This window comes from Microbacterium oleivorans, from assembly GCF_023715745.1.
In the GTDB taxonomy this organism is placed as follows: domain Bacteria; phylum Actinomycetota; class Actinomycetes; order Actinomycetales; family Microbacteriaceae; genus Microbacterium; species Microbacterium oleivorans_D.
In genome coordinates this window covers 17,081-36,643 of record NZ_JAMBOV010000006.1, presented here as the reverse complement: position 1 = coordinate 36,643, position 19,563 = coordinate 17,081, and the positions used below count along the sequence as shown (strand labels likewise).

Below are 19,563 nucleotides of genomic sequence, written 5' to 3'. Positions count from 1 at the left end.
CTTCCGTCCATGGCCGACGACCTCCGTCCCACGGGCAGCACAGTGGTGGCCGCCGCGCTCGCCCTGTTCGCCGAGCACGGCTACGAGCAGACCTCGGTCGAGCAGATCGCCCAGTCGGCCGGCGTCTCGCGGTCGACCTTCTTCCGCCAGTTCGGTGGCAAGGACGACGTCGTCTTCGCCGACCACGAGGTCCTGCTCGAGAAGCTGCGGACCTATCTCGCTGATCCCCATCAGAATCCGTGGGCGGCTGTGTGCGAGGCGTCCGTGCAGGTGTTCCGCCACTTCGCCGACGACCCCGAGGTCGCGCGCCGTCGCTACGCCGTCGTCCGCCAGGTCCCCTCGCTCCGCGATCGCGAGATCGTCACCGTGTTCCGCTACGAGCGGCTCTTCGACGATTACCTGCGGCGGTCCGTCCCCGGGCTCGACCCCGTCGATGCGGTGGCGTTCGCCGCTGCGGTGACGGCGGTGCACAACCACGTCCTGCGGCGCTTGCTCCGCGGCTCGACGCACGTGCCCGCCGCGGTCCTCGAGTCCGCGTACGACGAGCTGCTGCGCCGGTTCGGCGTCCACCCGGACCCCGAACCGCCGTCCGGCGACGACATCGTCGTGGCGACGTTCCCCCGACGGATGCCCCCTGCCGAGGTGGCCAGACGGCTGGGGTCTCTGCGCTGACTCCCCGCCACTGAAACGCCGTTCCACTTCAAGTGGAACTGAATCTCAACCGGGCGTATCCTGGCGCGATGACCACTCCCCTGCCCGGCGGCGCCTCCGGCCGGTACGACGTGCTCGGCCGTCTCGACACGGACTACTACGCCGTCTTCGCCGACATCCCGGCCGGCGACCGTGAGGTCTGGCAGCGGGCGCAGCGCTTCGTCGACGAGATCGGCGACCGGATGCGGGAGGCCTGGGACACCGCCGAGTACCCGCTCGACATCGCCCGGCGCTTCGGTGAGCTCGATCTGCTCAACGACGGCATCGACCACCCTCGGCTCGCGCGCTTCTCGCCACTGGCCGCGGGGCTCGTGAACATGGAGGTCTCGCGCGGCGACGGATCGCTGGGCACCGTGCTCGCCGTGCAGGGTGGACTCGCCCTTCGGACGCTGGCCCTCTTCGGCAGCGAGGCCCAGCAGGAGCGCTGGCTGACGGCGATCGCGCGTTTCGAGGTGCCCGCCGCCTTCGCCCTCACCGAACCCGATCACGGATCCGATTCGGTGTCGCTCGAGACGACAGCGCGGCGGGAGGGCGACGAGTGGGTGATCCGCGGCGCGAAGAAGTGGATCGGCAACGGCGCGTCGGGCGGGGTCACCTTCGTCTGGGCCCGCGTCGACGCCGAGGGCGACGAGCACCACGGGGCCGTCCGTTGCTTCCTCGTCGAGCAGGACCGCGTCGGCTACACCGGCACCGTCATTCCCGGCAAAGCGTCGCTGCGCGGCATCCACCAGGCCCTCATCGCTCTCGATGACGTGCGGGTGCCCGTCGACGCGGTCCTTCCCGGGACGCGGACCTTCAAAGATGCGTCGACGGTCCTGTACGCGACCCGCTCGGGCGTCGCCTGGTCGGCTCTCGGCCACGCCACTGCCTGCTACGAGATTGCACTGCAGTACGCCCAGCAGCGTGTCCAGTTCGGCAAGCCGCTCGCCCGCTTCCAGATGGTGCAGGAGCGCCTCACCCACATGCTGGAAGACCTCACGGCGATGCAGCTCTACTGTCGACGCCTCGCGGAACTCGAGACCGCGGGCGGCCTCCGACCCACGCAGGCGTCCCTCGCGAAGTTCCACAACACGCGCGCCGCACGCCGGGTCGCCGCGACCGCCCGGGACCTGCTGGGCGGCAACGGCATCCTGCTCGAGAACGGCGTGATGCAGCACATGGCCGACATCGAGGCGATCCACACGTACGAGGGCACCGAGTCGGTGCAGGCGCTCCTGCTGGGTCGTGACGTCACCGGCGTGAGCGCGTTCGCCTGATCCGTTCCCCCCAGCCAGGAGGGCGGGCAGGATGAGGGGATGTACGAGATCCCCGCGCCGATGCTCGCGAAGTCCGTCCCCGGCATCCCCGACCCGGCGAAGACCGCCGGGGGCCTGCTCTACGAGCCGAAGTGGGACGGGTTCCGGGCCCTCATCGGCTGGGACGGGTCCGAGGTCGAGATCGGCTCGCGCGGGTCGAAGCCGCTGACGCGCTACTTCCCCGAGCTGGTCGACGCCGTCTCGCGTCTCGTGCCGGAGCCATGCCTGCTCGACGGCGAGATCGTCGTCGCCGACGGCGAGCCGGGTTCGCAGCGACTGCAGTGGGAGCAGCTGTCGCAGCGCATCCACCCCGCCGCCTCCCGCGTCGCGATGCTCAGCGAGACCACCCCCGCCATGTTCGTCGCGTTCGACCTGCTCGCCCGCGGCGACCGCGACCTGCGGGACGCACCGTTCTCCGAGCGCCGCGCACAGCTCGAAGACCTGCTGGGCGGTGTGCCGCATCCGATCCACCTCACCCGGACGACCACCGACGCGTCGCTCGCCGAACGCTGGCTCGCCGAGTTCGAGGGCGCGGGTCTCGACGGCGTCGTCGCGAAACCTCTCGCCCTTCCCTACGCACCCGGCAAGCGCACGATGTTCAAGATCAAGCACGCCCGGACGGCCGACGTCGTCGCGGTGGGCTACCGCATCCACAAGAGCGGTCAGGGAGTGGGCTCGCTGCTCGTCGGGCTCTACGACGGCGACGGGCACCTGCATCAGGTGGGTGGCGTGGCGGCGTGGAGCAACGCCCGCCGGCTCGAACTGATCGACGAGCTCGCACCGCTGGTCGTCCGCGACGAGGACGGTGACGCGGTGACCGGCCAGTCCGACCGATCCCGCTTCACCGCCTCGAAGGACACCTCGTTCGTGCGTCTGCGACCCGAGCGGGTGCTCGAAGTGGCCTACGACCAGCTCGAGGGCGACCGCTTCCGCCACACCGTGCAGTTCCAGCGGTGGCGTCCCGACCGCGACGCCCGCTCGTGCACGTTCGACCAGCTCGAGACCGTGACCGCGTACGACCTGGCCGACGTCCTCAGCTGAGTCAAGGGCCCTCACCGGAGACAGCGGGTCGATAGGGTCGCTGCATGGGCCCGTTCTTCTCCTCCTCCCGCACGGTGCGACCCGATGAGAACAAGCCGTTGCTGGTGACCTCAGCCGGCAAGCCCGGCAGCATGTGGTCCGACGGCTTCGGCACCCTCGCTACCCGGTCGCTGCAGGTGATCATCGTCGGCGTGATCGCGACGGCGCTCATCCTCGGGATGCTGCAGCTCACCGTCGTGGTCATCCCGGTGCTCCTGGCACTGATTATCGCCTCGGCAGCCGCGCCCCTCATGGGGTGGCTGCGACGGCACGGCATCCCCTCGGTGTTCGCGACCATCCTGACGCTGCTGGCGTTCGTCGTCGTGCTCGGAGGAATCGGCTGGCTCGTCGTCGATGCCGTCCGCCACCAGTTCGATGATCTGTCGAGCAAAGCGCAGGACGGATTCCAGAGCGTCCTTGCCTGGGCCGAGACGCTGCCGTTCGACATCGACCAGAAGCAGATCGACGAATGGGTCGGCACGGCCACCGACTTCCTCACGAGCGCGCAGTTCGGCTCCGGTGCTCTCGCCGGCGTCAGCGCGGTCGCCAACTTCCTCACCGGGCTCGTCCTGATGATCGTGACGCTGTTCTTCTTCCTGAAGGACGGCCCGCAGCTCTGGGAGTTCCTCATCCGCCCCTTCCGCGGATCGGACTACGAGCGCGCCGTACGAGTCGGCCACAAGGCCGTGCAGACCTTCGGCGCCTACCTCCGGGGAACGGCGGCCGTTGCGGCGGTGGACGCGGTCGGCATCACGATTGGTCTCCTGGTCCTGCAGATCCCGCTCGCCCTCCCGCTCGGCGCACTCGTGTTCGTCCTCGCGTTCATTCCCATCGTGGGAGCGACGGTCGCCGGGATCCTGGCGGCGCTGGTCGCCCTCGTGACGAACGGCCTCGTCGCAGCGATCTGGGTCGTCGTCATCGTCGTGGCGGTGAACCAGCTTGAAGGCAACTTCCTGCAGCCGTTCCTCATGGGCCGATCGATGAAGCTCCACGCTTTCGCGGTCCTGATCGCCCTCACCATCGGCACCGTGCTCGGCGGCATCGTCGGCGCGATCCTCGCGGTTCCGCTCACCGCTGCCGCGTGGGGCATCATCCAGGTCTGGGACGGGCCGAACACGCCCGCCCGGTGGGCGCGACGGAAGCAGCCCATAGAGGAGAAGGCTGACACGGTCACGGCGGGCACGCCGCGCACCGCAGACTGAGCGTCAGTCCTTCTTCGCGCGGGACGGCTGCACGCGCGGCGGCTCCCCCGGCATCTTGGGGAACTCGGGCGGGAAGGGCAGTTCGCCGAGACCCGCCTCGAGATCGCGCTGCCACCATTCGAGCAGCGCGTCGATCCGGCCGGGCGCGTCCTGCAACCCCTCCCAGGGGTCACCGGTCGCGGCCAGACGGTCGGGCACGGTCCGGACGGTGAACGCCGCGGGATCCACACCGTCGGCGAGCTCCTCCCACGTGATCGGTGTCGCCACGGTCGCCCCCGGCAGGGCGCGCGGGCTGTACGCCCCCGCCATCGTGCGATCGCGGTTCGCTTGGTTGAAGTCGACGAAGATGCGCTCTCCGCGCTCCTCCTTCCACCAGTTGGTCGTGACACGATCCGGCATCCGCCGTTCGAGTTCGCGCCCCGCTGCGATCACCGCATGGCGCACGTCGAGGAACTCGTGCGTCGGTTCGATGGGGCAGAAGACGTGGATGCCGCGGTTGCCGCTCGTCTTGAGCCACGGCTCGAGCCCGGCCTCGCGAAGCACCTCGCGCAGCACCGGCGCGACCGCCGCGGCATCCGAGAAGTCCGTTCCCGGCTGCGGGTCGAGGTCGATGCGCAGCTCGACGGGATTGTCCGTGTCGGCGGCGAGCGAGGCCCAGGGATGGAAGACGACCGTGTTCATCTGCACCGCCCAGACGGCCGCGGCGATCTCGCCGAGAACGACCTGCGGATGCCGACGCCCGCTGTTGTAGGTGCACATCACCTGATCGACGTAGTCGGGCGTGCCCTTGGGCGGGTTCTTCGAGAAGAAGCTGTCGCCGTCGACGGTGTCGGGGAACCGCTCCAGCGAGACCGGGCGGTGCCCGTTCGCGCGCAGGAACGGCGCCTCGACAGCCAGGACGTACTCGGCCAGCTCGTGCTTCGTGATCCCCGGTTCGGGGAAGACGATCCGGTTCGGGCTGGAGAGCGAGAGCTCTTTGCCTCCGGGCAGCTGCAGGGTGATCCGCTCCGACGCCATGCGCCCACCCTAGGCGCGGACTCCGGGTGGGGACAGGGGCTTGCTAGTCCTGGTCGGTGTCGGCCGCGGCGTCGACGGTCTCGGCCGCGTCGGCGATCGTGATGAGCGCGTCGAGCTCGGAGCGTTCGATCCGGATCCACGGGCCCGCGGGATCGATGAGGAAGCCGTCGAGGCCGGACTCGCTCTTGAGCGCGGCACCCAGCTGCGCCGCCGTGAGCGGCATGGGCTGGTCCTCACGACGCAGCGTCAGCACTTCGAGCGGGTGCGAGAAGACCTGCAGGTAGCGCCCGCCCTCGGCCGAGCGCGCCTCGGCGACGCCCATGCCCTGACCGTCCGGCCTGGGTCCTGCCGCGATCCAGGCGCCCCGCGCGACCAGCGCGTCGACGACGGCCCGGGCGGTGTCCGCGGTCCGCGGTCCGGCGAGCAGGTTCTTGATCGTGAACTCCGGGTCGCCCTGGTCGAGGCTGCGCTGGATGAGGCCCGTCGGCAGGACGATGCGGCGACCGGGTCCTGCGTGGTCGAAGACGATGCCGTCGTAGCCCGCGTCGATGACGTTGCGCAGCACACGCTGTGCGGGCTGGCCCAGGATCGAGGTGTTCTGGGCCTCATCGCCGAGACCGGCCTGCAGCGCGGCCGCACCGGTGTAGGCGAGGAGGAACTTCTTGTCACCCACGATGGAGATCGCCAGTCGCAGCGGCTCGCCGGCGGCCGCCTGCGCGCGGGCGTCGCCGAGGATGCGCAGGTACAGGGTGCCCTGCAGGGCCTGCCGCATGACGGAGAGGATCGCGGCGTTGTCGACCTCCTCGGGGACCTCCGACAGCGCAGCGGCGAGCAGCGTGTTGTCGGGCATGCCCGGACGGCTCTCGCTCGCAGCGGGCGCCGTCTCGGGGGTCTTCGGCAGAGGCTGAGGCTCGGGGGCGGGTCGCGGAACCGGCTTCCCGTAGGTCGAGACCGAGATGGGCACGTGCGGTACGGGCTCGGCATCCGCCTCATCGGCCTGCTCGGCAGCAACCGCCGCACTCACGTCCTGCTGGACCTCGTCGACGTCGGCCTGCGCGTCGACGGGAACCTCCCCCTGGGGGTCGGAGTCCTTCTTCGGGCGGCGGGAGAACAGAGCCATTGCTTCAGGGTACGCGGGATGCAGGGTCGCGGGTCGCCCCTCACAGCTTGGTGATGGGCGCGACCTTGATGAGGAGCTTCTTCGGACCGGCGCTGTCGAACCGCACGTGTGCGACGCGCTTCGCTCCGTCGCCGGTCACCATGTCGACTTTTCCCTCGCCGAAGTCATCGTGACGGATGCGGTCGCCCGCCGAGAGCTCCATGTCGCCGTTGTCGCGGATCTTCGCCGGGATGCGGTTCGCGAACTTCGCGAGCGAGTCCGACTTCTCGCGGGGCGGCAGCGGTACGAGGTCGTCGCCGTAGCGGTTCGAGCCGCCGAATCGCGAGCCGGAGCGACCGTTGAGGGCGCGCGACTGCGTGCCACCGCGGGAGTTGACGTCACCCGGCGACTGTCGCCAGTCGATGAGCTCGTGCGGGATCTCCTGCAGGAAACGGCTCGGCATCGCTGCGGACACCTCGCCGAACTGGGCACGGGTCATCGCGAGCGACAGGTGCAGCCGTTTGCGGGCGCGGGTGAGCGCGACATAGAAGAGCCGCCGCTCCTCCTGCGGTCCGCCCGGCTCCCCCGCCGAGATGCGGTGCGGGATGAGGTCCTCCTCGACACCGGTGACGAACACGGCGTCGAACTCGAGGCCCTTCGCGGTGTGCATCGTCATGAGCGAGACAGAACCGCTCGCGTCGTCGAGGTCGTCGGCATCCGACACCAGCGTCACCTCGGTGAGGAAGTCCAGGAGCGTGCCGTCGGGGTTGTTGCGGGCGAACTCCCGCGTGACCGCGACGAGCTCGTCGAGGTTCTCGACGCGCGCCTCGTCCTGCGGGTCCTTCGACATGCGGAGCGCGTCGTAGTACCCCGACCTGTTCAGCAGGACGCGCAAGCCCTCGGTCACCGAGGTGGACGGCGCGATCTCTCCCGAGCTCGGCAGCATGATCTCGGACGCCTCGGCCAGCGCGGCGTCGAGCTCGGCGATGGCCTTCTGCACCTTGGCGCCGACGCCGAGAGCTGAAGAGTTCGCGAGCGCGTCGCGGAAGGTGATCCCCTCCGATGCCGCATAGCGGGCGATCGCGGTCTCGGTGACGTCGCCGATGCCGCGGCGGGGTTTGTTCAGGATGCGGCGCACCGCCATCTCGTCGGCGGGGTTCGCGACCGAAACGAGGTAGGCGAGGGCGTCCTTGATCTCCGCGCGCTCGTAGAACTTGGTGCCGCCCATGATCTTGTAGGGCACGGCCGAGCGGATGAAGATCTCCTCGAGCGCACGGGACTGCGAGTTGGTGCGGTAGAAGACCGCCATCTGCGCGTAGTCGACGCCCTTGCGGTGGAGGGCCTCGATCTCGTCCGCGACGAACTGCGCCTCGTCGTGCTGCGAGTACCCGGTGAAGCCGACGATGGGATCGCCGTCGCCGACGTCGGTCCACAGCTTCTTGTCCTTGCGGTCGAAGTTGTGGCCGATGACCGCGTTGGCCGCCGACAGGATGTTCTGCGTCGACCGGTAGTTCTGCTCGAGCAGCACGACCTTCGCGCCCGGGAAGTCGCGCTCGAACTCGCTGATGTTGCGGATGTCTGCGCCGCGGAAGGCGTAGATCGACTGGTCGGAGTCGCCGACGACGGTGAGCGATGCACCCTCGATCTCGGGCGCCTCGTCGGGCTCGAAGATCATCATGCCGCCGCTGGAGAACGCGTCACCGGCCTTGCCGACGACGGGCCGGGTCAGCTCGTGGATGAGCGCGTACTGGGCGTGGTTGGTGTCCTGGTACTCGTCCACCAGGATGTGGCGGAACCGCTTGCGATAGACGTCGGCGACGTGCGGGAACGCACGGAACAGGTAGACGGTCTGCGCGATGAGGTCGTCGAAGTCGAACGCGTTCGCCCGCTGCAGCGACCGCTGGTAGTCGGCGAAGATGTCGACGAAGACCCGTTCGGCGGGATCGCTCATGTTCGCCTGGCGGGCGTAGGACTCGGCATCCGCCAGTTCGTTCTTGAGCTTCGAGATGCGCCCCTGGACGGCGGCCGGGGTGAACCCGAACGAGTCGCCCTCGTGCTCCTTGACGAGGCGCTTGATGAGAGCCCGCGAGTCGCCGGAGTCATAGATCGTGAAGCTCTTGGTGAAGCCGAACTGGTCGGCCTCGCGCCGCAGGATGCGCACGCAGGCCGAGTGGAAGGTCGAGATCCACATGCCCTGCGCGCTCTCTCCGACGAGCTGCCGCACCCGCTCGCGCATCTCGCCCGCAGCCTTGTTCGTGAAGGTGATGGCGAGGATCTGACTCGGGTACGCCTCACGGGTACGCAGCAGCGAGGCGATGCGCCGGGTGAGCACACTCGTCTTGCCCGAACCCGCGCCGGCGATGATCAGCAGGGCGGAGCCCCGATGGGTGACGGCCTCGCGCTGCGGCGGGTTGAGACCCGCCAGCAGGTCTTCGTCGGGACGGGAATCGCCGGCGGGACGGGACGCTCCGGCGCCGACGATCACGGGCTTGATGGAGTCGCTCATGTCCCTTCGAGTCTACGTTCGCCCACGGACATCCATCCCGCTCAGTCGGCGCCGGGCGAGCGCCTCTCCCGCCGGAGGACCCAGACGTTGCCGTCGTCGGCCTCGTGGCGCAGCTCGTCGAGCGCGGCGAGCGCGAGCGCCAGCCCCCGTCCGGACTCGGCGTCCGCGTCCGGCATGCTCACCCGGTCGAGCCGGATCAGCGCGGGGTCGGCGTCGTCGGACATGACGGCGACGAGTTCGTCCGCAGCAACGGAGAGCCGGATCGAGACGGTCGCCTCCTGCTCGCCGGTCGCGTGCTCGACGACGTTCGTGGCGATCTCGCTGACGGCGAGAGCGAACAGCATCCGATCCTCGTCCGAGACGTCGGGCACCGCTTCCCACATGTCGTCGAGCGCCTCGTGCACGGCATCGACGAGCGACAGGTCGGCGGGCCCGGACACCTCGCGGACGACCGTCTCAGCGCCCATCGAACGCGGCCTCCGCGTCCGGGTACGCCCGCAGGACGCGGTCGAGATTCGTGAGGGTCAGGACGCGCGCGACCGCCTCGGGGACCGCCGCGATGCGCAGGTCCCCGTCCGCGAGCCGCGCCGCCTTCAACCCGCCGATCAGCGCGCCGATCCCCGACGAGTCGATGAACGCGGTGCCGGAGAGGTCGACGACGACGCGCGCGCCGGCGGCGGCGATCGCGTCATCCACGGCGGCGCGGAAGCGCGCGACGCCCGGGGCGGTGAGTCGTCCGGCGACGGCGACGACCGCGTATCCGGTCGCAGGTGTCACGGTGAGGTCCACGGGGGCTCCTTCTGATCGGCGGATGGGGTGGATGCGGCGAGGGGCGGGTCGTGCTCCTGGAACCCCCGATAGCGCGCGGCCTGGATGATGACGCTGAGCACGACGAGGTCGTACCCGACCCAGAGTGTGTTGACGAGGGTGCCGGTGCCGTCCGCGGTGCCGACGATGACGCGGCCGATCCCGACCACGACGGCGATGGCGAGCAGCACCATGGCCGTCAGCTGCGGCCAGATCTGGCGCCAGGGAGGTCCGCCCGCGGCGCGCCCGTCTTTGCGCGTGACGACGAAGTCGAGCGATTTGCCGAGGACGACATTGGCGAACGCCGTGACGCATGCCGCGATCCACACGGGGAACAGCGCGAGCGAGTACTGCTGACCGCGCCACGTCCTGATCCCCTTGGCGACCACCACGAAGAGGATCTGGTTGACGATGAAGTAGGGCAGGAAGCGCGCGAAGAAGTCGACGGACCATGCCGTCACGGGCAGGACCCCCAGCAGCAGGTAGATGATGGGCGCGGCGAGGTAGATGACCGCGGCGAACCCGCTCAGGTAGCTCCACATCGTGCCGAAGTACATGAGCCTCTGGCCGACCGAGAGGCCTTTCTTGCGCAGGGGGTTGTCGCGCAGCAGGACCTGCATCGTGCCCTGCGCCCACCGCAGTCGCTGCTTCAGCATCGTGCGCAGATCCTCGGGTGCGAGGCCGTGCGCGAGGATCTCGTGGTGGTAGACGCTCTTCCACCCCAGCGCGTGAAGCTGCATCGCCGTGGCCATGTCCTCCGTGACCGAGATCGTCGCGAGCGGCTGGATGGGTTGCGCCTCGCCCGGCCGGTCCACCCGGACCGCTTCGACGAGCGCGTCGACGGCGGCGATCGTCGCGAGCGGAGAGAGCTCCCGCACCGACAGCGACTCGAGGGCACGGTCGTCCACGACGAACGCGTCGAGCTCGGCGTCGCGCTGCACGGCGAGGGAGGCCAGTTCTGCGACATCGGCCCGGATGCCGGCGAGATCCGTCTCGACGAGGCGACCGGATGCCTCCTGTATCTCCCCGTGCACCGCCGCGGTGATCTCCGCGATGGGAGCACCGAGCGCGAGCTCGGCGCGCGCCCGCTGCACCGCCTCGCCCAGGCGGCCGACCTCGGCGGCGACGTCGGGGGTGAGCGACCGATCGGATGCGGCGCGTCGCAGCATCCGCTGGGAGGTCTTCAGCGCCGTCGAGACCGAGTCCTCGAGGTCACGCACGTAGCCGACGATGCCGAGCTGCATGAGCGCATCGCGTCGGAGGATCGCGTTGGAACCGCAGAAGAAGGCCGCGTTCCAGCCGTCCTTCCCCTGCTGGATGGGCCCGTAGAACAGGGGCGCCTGACTTCCGAGCGGGTCGGCCTCGCCGACGTTGACGAACCACTGCGGGGTCTGCACGAGGGCGACCTGCGGATCGTCGGCGAAATATCCGAGGGTGTTGCCGAGGATGAGCGGATCCGGGACCTGGTCCGCATCGAGGATGAGGAGGAACTCGCCGTCGGTCTGCAGGAGGGCATTGTTCAGGTTGCCGGCCTTCGCGTGCCGGGGCTTGTCCGCCCAGTCCGCCGATCGGGTGAGGTACCCGATGCCGGCCGCCTCCGCGGCGCGAGCAAGCTCGTCGCGCGCGCCGTCGTCGAGGATCCAGGTGTGGTGCGGGTAGGTGATGCGCTTCGCGGCGAGGGCCGTGGCCATCACCATCTCTATCGGCTCGTTGTAGGTCGTGATGAAGACGTCGACCGTCCCCTGCGGCGGCGAGCTGGGTCGCGGGCGCTCCTTCGCCCGCCACATGGTCGCGGCGAACAGAACCGTGTCGACGAGACTGTAGGTCTCCGCGACGACCAGTGGCACGGCGATCCACCACGCGTCCCAGTTGACGGAGGCCAGCCACCGCCAGACGACGTAGTTGAGTCCGAGCAGGACCGAGAGCAGCGCCAGGATGCGGATGGCGAGGAAGCGTCCGCTCACGCATCCCTCCGTACGACCATCAGGGTCACATCGTCCGGCGCTTTCCGCTCCCGAGCCAGGGCGATCCCCTCCGCAACGGCGCCCGCCGGACCGCGCTCACGGAGGGCGCGCAGCACCTGACCGAAGGGGTCGTCGACGTCGAGGATGTCGAGGACGCCGTCGCTGCAGCACAGCAGCGCATCCCCTGGCTCCAGCCGCAGCCGAGCGGACGCGCGGGAGTCATCGATGCCCATACCCAGCGGCAGCCCCGTCGACCGCACCGGCTCCCACGTGTCGTCGGCGCGGACGACGAACGACAGCGAGTGCCCGGCGTCGACGAGCTCGACGTCACCGGTCTCACCGTCGACGTCGGCCACCACCGCGGTCACGAACATGTGGAGGTCCGCGAGGTCCTCCGAGACCTGGCGGTCGAGGTCTTCGACCGCACTGACGAGCGGCCGGTCGCGCGCCGTGCGCAAGGACGCGCGCACACCCGCGGCGATCAGGCCGGCACCGATCCCCTTGCCCATCACGTCGGCCAGCGTGAGGCGCAGACGGCCCTGGTGCAGGTACCAGTCGTAGAGGTCGCCCATCACCGAGCCCGACGCGACGGCGTCAGCCGCGAGGGTGAATCCTGCCAGCTCGGGGGTCCGCTTGGGCAGGAGTGCGCGCTGGACCTCACCCGCCCGATCGAACTCGTGCTCCCGCGCGATCTCGGACTGCACCCACAGCGCCATCTCGCGCAGCAGCTCGCGTTGCGGCTCAGTGAGTGTGCGCGGCTTCGTGTCGAGGATGCACAGAGTTCCGATGTGCTCGCCGCCCGGGGCTTCCAGCGGCTGCCCTGCGTAGAAGCGCAGGTGGGGATCACCGACGACGAACGGGTTGGTCCGGAAGGACTCGTCGGATGCCGCATCCTCGACGACGAGCAGCGATCCGCGCTCGACGGTCGCACCGCAGAAGGACCCCTCTCGGGGCGCCTCGCGCTCGCCGCCGAAGCCCTGCTCCGACAGGCGCCACTGCCGGTCGTCGTCCAGGAGGGTGACACTGACCATCGGCACACCGAACACCTCGCGGGCGAGCCTGGTCACCCGATCGACCCGCTCGTCCGTCGGCTGGTCGAGGATGTCGAGTTCCTCGAGCGCACGCTGTCGCGCCGCCTCGCGCGCGGCCGCGTCCCCCTCCACCATGGTCATGCCCCCACTCTCATATGAGTCCCCTGTGCATCGCAACCTCGCTCAGACCAGCGCGGCCGAGACCCGCCGCGAGACGTCGGTCATGCGTCCGAGCGTGGCCGCGAGCCACAATCCCGGCTGATCGTGCTCGTCGGCGGCCTCGTCCGCTGCGGGAAGAGACGCCGCGTACTCATCGATGGCGCGCCAAGCGGCATCCGTCCTCGCCGTGGTCTCGGGATCGCCCGGGGGTGTCGCGAGCTGCTCGGCGACGGACCTCATCGCCGCGGCGAGCAGCTCCGGGTCGCCGTGCCGCTCGTCGAGGCAGTCCTGCTGCCCGAGGACGTCGAGCATGTCGCGGGCGAGATACGTCGCTCGTTCGAGTCCCCACCATCGATGGGCGTTCTCGTCGTGCACGCCGCCGACGCCACGCGCGCGGATGTTCGCCCGCTCGGAACGCGACGCCTCGTCGACATCGGCGGACACCGCTATGGACAGTTCGGCGAGCGCCTCGCCGTCCTCGACCAGGGCGCCTCTGTCGGGCTCACCCTTCGCCACCGCATCCGCCGCCCGATCGAGGGCCGTGACCACCGCGGCCCGGAGCTCCGACAGCCGGTCCCGCGCGGATTGGAGGTACAGCGGCGGCACGAGGACGTAGTTCGCGACGACACCCACCAGGACGCCGAACGCCATCGTCGCCAGATAGGACGACGAGAACCCGTCGGGGTCGTTCTTGCTCAGCAGCAGCACGAACAGCCCCGCCAAAGCGACCCAGTCGCGCCCCATCCCGAGGGCGCGGATACCGCCGACCGCCACACCGGCGAGCACCACAACCCCGACGGCGACGATTCCCGGCGCCCCCGAGGCCACGATCGCAAGACCGCCGAAGCCCACCGCGATGCCGCACGCCAGACCGATGAGCGACTGGATGCCGGCTCGCGCCGAGTCGGCGACGGTCGGATACATGCTGACGAGGACGCCGAGGGGCGCGTAATAGGAGTAGTCCGCGTCGGCGAACGGGACGAGCGGCGCGAAGAACCAGGCGACCGCCGCCGCGACGGCAGTCTTGAGCGCCAGGATCAGCCGTCGCGCCGTGAAGACGTCACCGCCGGCGCGACGCACGCGGAGCGCGATCTGGGCCGCGGTCCGACGAGGGAGGGACAAGGGCATGCGGGCACCGTAACCGCGCGGGCGCCGCTGCGATGCCCCCCTTGCGCCCGCGTGCGCGTCGTCGTATCCGTCTATCGCGTGAGCGTCCGCGGAGGACCGATGGTGGCTGCGGCGTCGGTGCTGCGCCGCCGCGCGTCGCCCCGCCCTCGGCGACGGCGCGGAGCGAGGGGCGCCTCGATGCGGGCGCGCACCCGGCCGCTCATCATCCCCGAAGCGAACACCGCGGCCACGACCGCGGGCATGACCGGCCCCGCCGCCGACAGGGCCGAACCGGAGGCAGCTACGGCGCCCATGACCAGAAGCGGGACGAGCACGAGCTCATCTCGCAGGACCGTGCTCACTCCTCGGCGCGACGGTGTTTTGGGCGTCACCCAGAAGGTCGCCCGCCGTCCGAGGCCCGTCCGGATCACGGCGGCGAGCACGACGAACGTCGTCGAGGCGTAGAGCAGACCGGCGGCGAGACCGAAGACCGCTCCGGCCGCGATGCGCTGGGTGCGCGCGCGACGCAGCGCCTCGGGCAGCAGAGGCATCGCGGCGGCGACGGCGGAAACGAAGATCCCCCACACCGGCGGAGGCGTGTCGAGCCCGACGAGAGCCGCACCGGTGAGCAGTATCACCGCGCCGGCCAGCGCGGTCACCGGAACGAGCGCTGTCTCGAGTGACAGGTCGATGGCCTCCCGCAGTCGAAGCCCTCGCATCCGTTCGGGATGCCGCAGGAACTCGACGGCACCTTCGGCCGTCTTCCGCAGCTGCACACGGAACGCCGCATAGTCGATCGGGTAGTCCTCCGCGAAGGCGACATCGGCGTCGACGATGCGCCAGCCCCGACGACGAAGCTGGACGGTCATCGCAAGATCCTCAGCGACAGCCTCGGGGAAGCCGCCCACGTCGGCGATCGCGGCGGCTCGTACGAGCGCACCGCGGCCGAGGAAAGCGGTCACCCCGTGCGCACCGCGTCCGCGACGTGTGACGCCGAGATGCGTGGCGAGCAGCGGACCGAAATAGCGGGCGAATGGACTGCTTCCGGGGGATGCCGCCGGCGAGGCCTGCGCGACGGCCACTGCCGGGTCCGCCAACGCCGCGCTGCACACCCGCGCAACACTCGCCTCCAGGACGACGTCGCTGTCGCAGATGAGGTACGCGTCGTAGCGTCCGCGCAACGCCGCGATCCCCGCGTTCAGGTTGCCCGCCTTGAAGCCGGATCGTTCGGCCCGCCGGAGGACGACCCACCCTCGCGCAGCTGCCAGCGCGTCGACCCGAGCCGCCCTATCCGGGTCGCGGGAGTCGTCGAGCAGCACGACATCGACCGGGATGTCCTGCTGGGCGCTGTGGACCACTGCCGAGGTGTCCAGGTCGTCGCAGACGCAGACCAGTAGCGCGATGCGGTGGGGCTGCGCGCCGTGTCCGACCGGCGCAACCCGCTGCGGCGCCGAGGCGCGCAACCACAGCGCAAGCGCCCTCCCGCCCGCAACCCACGTGAGCGCGTTCGCCGCGGCGAACGCGACCGCGAGCGGTGATCCGAGCGCAGCGGCCCAGGTGATGAGCGGGACGACGAGGGCGGCCCACAAGGCGACCACGAGCACCGTCGAGGCATGTGCCGTCCGGAAACTCACGAGAGACGCCGCTCGGACGCCCTCGCCGTCAGCACGAGCCGAGACGACGACTGCACCTTACGCAGATCCGACGAGATGCCGGCCCGGCCGTCGAGACCGAGATCCAGGCCACCGCGTCTTCGGCCACGGTCGGGTGCACACTCACGAGCCACCCGGCCGCCGCGCCGACGGCGGGACGCGCGGATCAGCCGTCGTGCCCTGGAGACGTCCCCGCTCGCACGGCGGAGACGGGGCGAGGCCTGGGCCGCGGGGCGCAGCGGCGCGAAGGATGGCATGGCGGCACCGTAACCGCGCCCACGCTGACCGAACGCACCCCTTGCGCTCGGGGCGGCGTGGTCGTAATCGCTCAGCGCGCCGCATGCACCAATCAGCACCGGAGTCAAGCCGCCAGACCTGATTCGTTCGAGGTCTTACGGTCGGACTGTCGCACCGCAGGCGACATCCCGACGGGCCCGCCGCAGCCCGAAGCATCCCGCAGGAGTGGCCGTGACCGAACCGCCCGTCGAACCGGTCACCACGGGCATGCTCGACGGGCGTTACGTTCTCGGTGCGTGCGTCGGTCAGGGCGGCATGGCGCGGGTCTACCGTGCGGACGACGTCATCCTGGGACGCACGGTGGCGATCAAGATCATGCGTACCGAAGCGGAGCACCCCGCCATCCCGCCCCGCGCGCGCACGGAGATGTCGCTGCTGGCCTCCCTGAATCACCCGTCGCTCGTGACGCTGTTCGACGCGAAGATCGTGCCGGGCCAGCCGGAGTACCTCGTCATGGAGTTCGTCGAGGGGCAGTCCCTGGCCGTTGCGCTGTACGACGGACCATTGGATGCCGCCGAGACGGCCGGCATCGCGATCGAACTCGCTGCGGGACTCGACACCGTCCACCGCGCCGGTATCGTCCACCGCGACGTGAAACCGTCGAACGTGCTTCTGGCCGCCGCCACGACGCCGGGACGCCGGTACTGGCCCAAGCTCGCGGACTTCGGCGTCGCCTACCTGGCCGACAGCACGAGGCACACGAGCCCGGGCACGGTCATCGGTACGGCCGCCTACCTCGCTCCCGAGCAGGTGCGAGGCGAGCCCGCGGGGCCTGCCGCGGATGTCTACGCGCTCGGTCTGCTGCTGCTCGAGACGATCACGGGCGAGCGCGCCTTCCCTGAGGCGTCGGGAATCGGTCGCGTCATGGCCCGGCTCGTGGAGACGCCCGAGATCCCGGCGTGGCTCGGTCCCGATTGGTCGGAGCTCCTCTCGTCGATGATCGCGCGCGACCCCGCTGATCGCCCCACCGCGGCGGAGGTGGCAGCACGCGCGCGGTCGCTCCCGCGCGACATCGTCCGTCCCGAACGGCCCGCCGCCGCAACCCTCGATCAGGAGACGCAGGCGCTCGACGTCCCCGCCGCTGCCCCGATCGAGCCGATCTCATCCGTCCCTGACGCCGACACCGACACCGACATGACGGTCCGGCAGCATGATCTCGTCCGGTCGCGCAGGGGGTTGCGCTCGGGGCGGCGCCTGCGGCGCGCGCGGGTGTGGATCCTGACCGGCGCGGCGAGCGTGGTCGCCGCCGGCCTCATCCTCGTGGGCGCGCTGTGGGCCGGCGGCGCACCCGGCACCGGCCCGGCGCCGGCGGAGACGTTGACCGGCCCCACGACGCCCGCTCCCGCGGACCTCGTCGCCGATGAGGACACCGCCCCTGCCGTCGTGACGGTCGATCAGCCGGCAGAGGGCACGTCTGACGCGGACACCTCTGTCGATGTCGATGCTCCAGCGGAACCCGCGGAACCCGCGGAACCCGCGGCACCCGCATCCGACGACAGCGCAGGCGACACGTCCGCGAGCGATGACGACCCCGGTCAGAAGGCCCGATCGAACGCGAATCAGAACGCCAAGGGGCATGCCCCCGACAACTCCGCCGTCTCCGGCGAGAAGAAGAAGTCCGGCAAGGGCAACAGCAACGGCAACTCGGCCAAGAGCGGAAAGGACAAGACCGCCAAGGGCTGAGCGCGTCACAGGATGACACAGGTCGTCATCCCGGGTCATCGGTCGACGGAAGGTCGGAACTCCGGGTTAGCGTGGGCGCATCGCGGCGGTCCGGGTGGTCCCGGGCACCGGGTCATACCGGATGTGCAGCGGGTTCGACTCCCGCCGTCGCGTCGAGACGCTCGATGAATCAGCCTGCCCGGACGAGGTCCGGAGCGATGCCCTCCGCGTCGAGCTCTGCCCAGAAGTCGTCCGGGATCTCCGCCGTCCGCCGTTCGATGCTGCTGTCCACGTGGGCGACGCTGCGCATGCCGATGACGGCGGAGACGACAGCGGGATGCCGCAGGGGATACTGGACCGCGGCAGCGGGCAGGTCGACGCCGCGGCCACGGCAGATCTCAGCGAGTCGCTGCGCGCGGGCGAGGATGCCCGCCGACGCCGGCGCGTAGTCGAAGTGGGCGTCGGCCCGGATCTCCGACGAGCTGAGGAGCCCGGAGTTGTAGACGCCCGCGGCCACGATGGCGACGCCGCGTTCGAGCGCGACCGGGAGCAGGTCGACCAGTCCCGTCTGATCCAACAGGGTCAGACGACCCGCGAGCATCACGACGTCGAGGTCGTGCGCGTCGATGAAGCGGGCCGGCATGGCCGACTGGTTCATCCCCGCGCCGATCGCGCGCACCACGCCCTGCTCGCGCAGGTCGATGAGGGCGGGGAGCGCCTCGCGGATGGCCTGGTCCTCGTGATCGTCGGGATCGTGCAGATAGACGATGTCGATACGGTCGGTGCCCAGACGGTTGAGGCTTTCCTCGATGGAACGCTTCACGCCGTCGGCCGAGAAGTCCCACTCGCGGCGAACGGATGCCGGCACGATGAAGCCCTGGTCATCCTGACGACCCGCCGTCTCAGGGCTGTCGACGAGCAGGCGACCGACCTTCGTCGACAGCACGATGTCGTCCCGCGTGACGCCCGTCAGTGCTCGTCCCAGTCGCCGTTCGGAGAGCCCGAGCCCGTAGTGCGGGGCGGTGTCGAAATACGACACCCCTGCCGCCAACGCGGCACGGACCGCGGAGGTCGACTCCTCGTCCGTCGTCGTGCGGTTGAGATTGCCCAGCTGAGCCGCGCCGAAGCCGACATCGCTCACGGTGACTGCGCCTCGAATGGATGCGGTGGCGAGTTCAGAGGCGGTCATCGGCGTCACCGGTTCTTCCATGGGAGGGGGCGGGGCGGCGTGCAGCCGGCTCCCCCAACGTATCGGAGAACCTCACCGGCGTTTGCTGCGGACGAGCGCAGTCACCCACCCGTGTAACGCTCGCCGACGGGGACCTCGACGGCGAGCACATTCCCCGGCTGCGCGAGCGGGCATGCCCACGCGGGGTCGTACGCGCACGACGGGTTGTAGGCGAAGTTGAGATCGAGCACGATCGTGCCTGCCGCGGCATCCGTCCCGAGATCGGCGCCCTTGATCGTGTCGATCAGATAGCGACCGCCCCCGTAGGTCCCCCCGGGCGAGCCGGCGAGCGCGTCACGGAGCGGGATGAAGACTCCCCCGCCGTAGGTCGTGAGCCGCCAGACGTCGAGGGTGCCGACATCCGGCAGGTCGACGACCGCGATGCGCTCGAAGGGAACGACGCCGTCCGTTCCCGTCGGGAATTCGAAGCCGCCCGGCTCGGCCTCTCGGAGCGGCACCTCGAAGCGCCAGTCCGGGTCGTACGGCGCGACGGGCAACCCCGCGAAGGCGTCGCGATCCTCGGGCAGCAACGGACTGGCGGCATGCCGCGCGAAGAGGTCGTCGCGCGCCGCTCGCCACTGCGCATGGGCATGCCGAGGATCCTCGTCGGCACGAACAGCGGCGTAGAGGGCGAAGACCCGGCGGCGCCAGTCGGCGACCTCCAGGGCGGTGCGGCCAGGGGTGACGCTCATGGCTTCAGGCTATGCGTCCGGGCCTCCCCCGGGGCCCTCGATCGGCGTAACGTC

The 19,563-nt window shown here is 70.3% G+C and carries 16 protein-coding genes; 5 read left to right on the top strand and 11 right to left on the bottom strand.

Annotated features, from left to right (window positions below; translation table 11 throughout):
• Positions 1-9: 9 nt before the first annotated feature.
• The 4 genes from M3190_RS13795 to M3190_RS13780 all read left to right on the top strand — a co-directional run bounded on the left by M3190_RS13795 (position 10) and on the right by M3190_RS13780 (position 4,288).
• On the top strand, positions 10-672 hold the full coding sequence (locus tag M3190_RS13795; RefSeq protein WP_251582828.1) for a TetR/AcrR family transcriptional regulator: 663 nt from the start codon (positions 10-12) through the stop codon (positions 670-672).
• 68 nt (positions 673-740) lie between these two features.
• Complete coding sequence (locus tag M3190_RS13790) at positions 741-1,967, top strand: acyl-CoA dehydrogenase family protein (protein WP_251582826.1); 1,227 nt, start codon at positions 741-743, stop codon at positions 1,965-1,967.
• Positions 1,968-2,006: 39 nt separating this feature from the next.
• The gene (locus M3190_RS13785) at positions 2,007-3,047 is read left to right on the top strand and encodes an ATP-dependent DNA ligase (RefSeq protein WP_251582816.1); all 1,041 of its coding nucleotides are present in this window, start codon (positions 2,007-2,009) and stop codon (positions 3,045-3,047) included.
• Between the two features lie 44 nt (positions 3,048-3,091).
• Positions 3,092-4,288: an AI-2E family transporter gene (locus M3190_RS13780; protein ID WP_251582808.1), complete on the top strand. Its 1,197-nt coding sequence runs from the start codon at positions 3,092-3,094 to the stop codon at positions 4,286-4,288.
• Positions 4,289-4,291: 3 nt separating this feature from the next.
• On the opposite strand, the gene ligD is transcribed toward M3190_RS13780, so the two are convergent.
• From ligD to M3190_RS13735, 9 genes are all read right to left on the bottom strand, one after another.
• Positions 4,292-5,305, bottom strand: coding sequence for a non-homologous end-joining DNA ligase (gene ligD / locus M3190_RS13775; protein ID WP_251582806.1), 1,014 nt, complete (start codon positions 5,303-5,305; stop codon positions 4,292-4,294).
• Between the two features lie 43 nt (positions 5,306-5,348).
• Positions 5,349-6,425: an SseB family protein gene (locus tag M3190_RS13770; RefSeq protein WP_251582804.1), complete on the bottom strand. Its 1,077-nt coding sequence runs from the start codon at positions 6,423-6,425 to the stop codon at positions 5,349-5,351.
• Positions 6,426-6,465: 40 nt separating this feature from the next.
• Entirely contained in the window at positions 6,466-8,910 is a 2,445-nt protein-coding gene (locus tag M3190_RS13765) for an ATP-dependent helicase (RefSeq protein ID WP_251582802.1), read from the bottom strand.
• A 41-nt stretch (positions 8,911-8,951) separates the two neighbouring features.
• Complete coding sequence (locus tag M3190_RS13760) at positions 8,952-9,377, bottom strand: ATP-binding protein (protein WP_251582800.1); 426 nt, start codon at positions 9,375-9,377, stop codon at positions 8,952-8,954.
• Complete coding sequence (locus tag M3190_RS13755; RefSeq protein WP_251582798.1) at positions 9,367-9,699, bottom strand: STAS domain-containing protein; 333 nt, start codon at positions 9,697-9,699, stop codon at positions 9,367-9,369. The genes M3190_RS13760 and M3190_RS13755 overlap by 11 nt, the downstream gene beginning before the upstream one ends.
• The gene (locus tag M3190_RS13750; protein WP_251582796.1) at positions 9,684-11,681 is read right to left on the bottom strand and encodes a glycosyltransferase family 2 protein; all 1,998 of its coding nucleotides are present in this window, start codon (positions 11,679-11,681) and stop codon (positions 9,684-9,686) included. Before M3190_RS13750 ends, M3190_RS13755 begins: the two co-directional genes overlap by 16 nt.
• Complete coding sequence (locus M3190_RS13745; protein ID WP_251582795.1) at positions 11,678-12,853, bottom strand: PP2C family protein-serine/threonine phosphatase; 1,176 nt, start codon at positions 12,851-12,853, stop codon at positions 11,678-11,680. The genes M3190_RS13750 and M3190_RS13745 overlap by 4 nt, the downstream gene beginning before the upstream one ends.
• 42 nt (positions 12,854-12,895) lie before the next feature.
• The gene (locus M3190_RS13740) at positions 12,896-13,999 is read right to left on the bottom strand and encodes an FUSC family protein (protein WP_251582794.1); all 1,104 of its coding nucleotides are present in this window, start codon (positions 13,997-13,999) and stop codon (positions 12,896-12,898) included.
• A 71-nt stretch (positions 14,000-14,070) separates the two neighbouring features.
• The gene (locus M3190_RS13735; RefSeq protein ID WP_251582793.1) at positions 14,071-15,612 is read right to left on the bottom strand and encodes a glycosyltransferase family 2 protein; all 1,542 of its coding nucleotides are present in this window, start codon (positions 15,610-15,612) and stop codon (positions 14,071-14,073) included.
• 486 nt (positions 15,613-16,098) lie between these two features.
• Here M3190_RS13735 and M3190_RS13730 point away from each other — a divergent pair, with 486 nt between their 5' ends.
• Positions 16,099-17,610: a serine/threonine-protein kinase gene (locus M3190_RS13730; protein ID WP_251582792.1), complete on the top strand. Its 1,512-nt coding sequence runs from the start codon at positions 16,099-16,101 to the stop codon at positions 17,608-17,610.
• 169 nt (positions 17,611-17,779) lie between these two features.
• Here the strand turns inward: M3190_RS13730 and M3190_RS13725 are convergent, their stop codons facing one another.
• Together M3190_RS13725 and M3190_RS13720 are read right to left on the bottom strand one after the other, a co-directional pair.
• Positions 17,780-18,730 (bottom strand): aldo/keto reductase, encoded by a 951-nt coding sequence (locus M3190_RS13725; protein WP_308222258.1) that lies wholly within the window; start codon positions 18,728-18,730, stop codon positions 17,780-17,782.
• Between the two features lie 149 nt (positions 18,731-18,879).
• On the bottom strand, positions 18,880-19,509 hold the full coding sequence (locus M3190_RS13720) for a DUF1684 domain-containing protein (RefSeq protein ID WP_251582783.1): 630 nt from the start codon (positions 19,507-19,509) through the stop codon (positions 18,880-18,882).
• Positions 19,510-19,563: the final 54 nt, after the last annotated feature.